2 protein-coding genes are annotated in these 2,231 nt (G+C 45.3%); one reads left to right on the forward strand and one right to left on the reverse strand.

Features of this window, described 5'->3' with window-relative positions:
- The first annotated feature begins 195 nt into the window (after positions 1–195).
- Positions 196–1,107 (forward strand): LysR family transcriptional regulator, encoded by a 912-nt coding sequence (locus AB8846_RS23250; RefSeq protein ID WP_015586033.1) that lies wholly within the window; start codon positions 196–198, stop codon positions 1,105–1,107.
- Positions 1,108–1,408: 301 nt separating this feature from the next.
- Here the strand turns inward: AB8846_RS23250 and AB8846_RS23255 are convergent, their stop codons facing one another.
- Positions 1,409–2,206: an OXA-48 family carbapenem-hydrolyzing class D beta-lactamase OXA-48 gene (locus AB8846_RS23255; RefSeq protein ID WP_015059991.1), complete on the reverse strand. Its 798-nt coding sequence runs from the start codon at positions 2,204–2,206 to the stop codon at positions 1,409–1,411.
- Positions 2,207–2,231: the final 25 nt, after the last annotated feature.

Here is a 2,231-nt window from a genome sequence, read left to right on the forward strand (position 1 = left end):
GCTCGGCCTGTAAAAAAAGCGGATCGGGCGTTTGGGCTTGAGTCATGTGTTTGGGCTGATTATTGCTGGTCATCAAAAGATCCTCTGCTTTAGCCTCTGAAAATTTTTAGCCAATAAATATAACTTTGTTATCCCGCCAAATGCCATTAAACTGCATAAGACGCTATGTTCCAAATATGAGACAGTGGGAAAAACATGCCAGATTTAAACGGTATGATGCTATTTGCAGCCGTAGTGAGAGCAAAGGGATTCTCCCAAGCTGCACGTGAAACCGGCCACCCAAAATCCACCATAAGTCGCAAAATCGCGCAGCTTGAAGAACAACTAGGCGTGCGATTGTTACAACGCGACACCCGTAACCTGAGTCTTACCCAAGTCGGGGCACTCTTTTATCAACACTGTGATTCCATTCGCAATGAGGTGGAAGCGGCCAAGGCTGTTATCGAGAGTACCCATGATGATGTATCAGGATCATTACGGATAGCCATTCCGGTCTCTTTTAGCCAAGAATTAATTGCTAACCTCTGTAGCGGATTCATGCGTTTATATCCCAATGTGGAATTAGATGTCCAGTTTACCGACAACGATATAGGTTTGGTGGGTGAAGGATATGACATAGCTATCAAATATGGGCCACTGCAATCCTCTGATCTTGTTGCAAGATTACTGTTCGAGCGTCAACCAATTCTGGTAGCAAGCCCTGGCTATTTAAAAGCACGCGGCACCCCCGCAACACCTAAGGAGCTGAGCGATCATAGTGGTATTCTGCTAGGAACATCCCGCTCAGCACCCATATGGCCCTTAGGCAAAGGTGCTCGCAAAACCATGGTAAACTTTCAGCGTAAAGTCAGGGTCAATAGCCCGATTATGGTTAAGCAGTTAGCCCTCGATGACTTTGGGATTGCAATGCTATCAAACTCCGCCTGCAAAACCGAACTCGCCAACGGCCAGCTAGTGCCAATCTTACAGGAATGGCCGATTGAACCCTTTAAGGTCTACGGGGTGTATTCGAGCCGCAGACAATTAGCCACCAATATCAGCGCCTTCTTGGACTTTTTCGTCAAACGCTTTAGCAGCCAAGAAAGCCTACAATCCTTGATGGGCTAGGCACTTTATCGCAGCGGCATTCACCTTTACTGACATCGCCATTCCTTTATACACATCCCAATGTTGAGTGACCATGACCATTTAGATAACAAAAAAGCCTAGCAAATTGGCTAGGCTTTTTACGTTGAGGAATGTGATGCTAATGCTCAGGCTAAAAGTTAACGCGCGGAGCTTAAGTCGATTAGGCCTAACCGATTAAGTATGAGCCATTAACTACAAGCGCATCGAGCATCAGCATTTTGTCCATATATCTTTACAGCTTATATGACGGCTATTTCACACAAATACGCGCTAACCACTTCTAGGGAATAATTTTTTCCTGTTTGAGCACTTCTTTTGTGATGGCTTGGCGCAGCCCTAAACCATCCGATGTGGGCATATCCATATTCATCGCAAAAAACCACACATTATCATCAAGTTCAACCCAACCGACCCACCAGCCAATCTTAGGTTCGATTCTAGTCGAGTATCCAGTTTTAGCCCGAATAATATAGTCACCATTGGCTTCGGTCAGCATGGCTTGTTTGACAATACGCTGGCTGCGCTCCGATACGTGTAACTTATTGTGATACAGCTTTCTTAAAAAGCTGATTTGCTCCGTGGCCGAAATTCGAATACCACCGTCGAGCCAGAAACTGTCTACATTGCCCGAAATGTCCTCATTACCATAATCGAAAGCATGTAGCATCTTGCTCATACGTGCCTCGCCAATTTGGCGGGCAAATTCTTGATAAACAGGCACAACTGAATATTTCATCGCGGTGATTAGATTATGATCGCGATTCCAAGTGGCGATATCGCGCGTCTGTCCATCCCACTTAAAGACTTGGTGTTCATCCTTAACCACGCCCAAATCGAGGGCGATCAAGCTATTGGGAATTTTAAAGGTAGATGCGGGTAAAAATGCTTGGTTCGCCCGTTTAAGATTATTGGTAAATCCTTGCTGCTTATTCTCATTCCAGAGCACAACTACGCCCTGTGATTTATGTTCAGTAAAGTGAGCATTCCAACTTTTGTTTTCTTGCCATTCCTTTGCTACCGCAGGCATTCCGATAATCGATGCCACCAAAAACACAGCCGATAAGGCTAATACACGCATAACGTCCCCTTGCTTAATGCAATAT

The sequence above is a fragment of the Enterobacter sp. KB-221C9 genome (genome assembly GCF_041320715.1).
GTDB lineage: Bacteria > Pseudomonadota > Gammaproteobacteria > Enterobacterales > Enterobacteriaceae > Enterobacter > Enterobacter asburiae_D.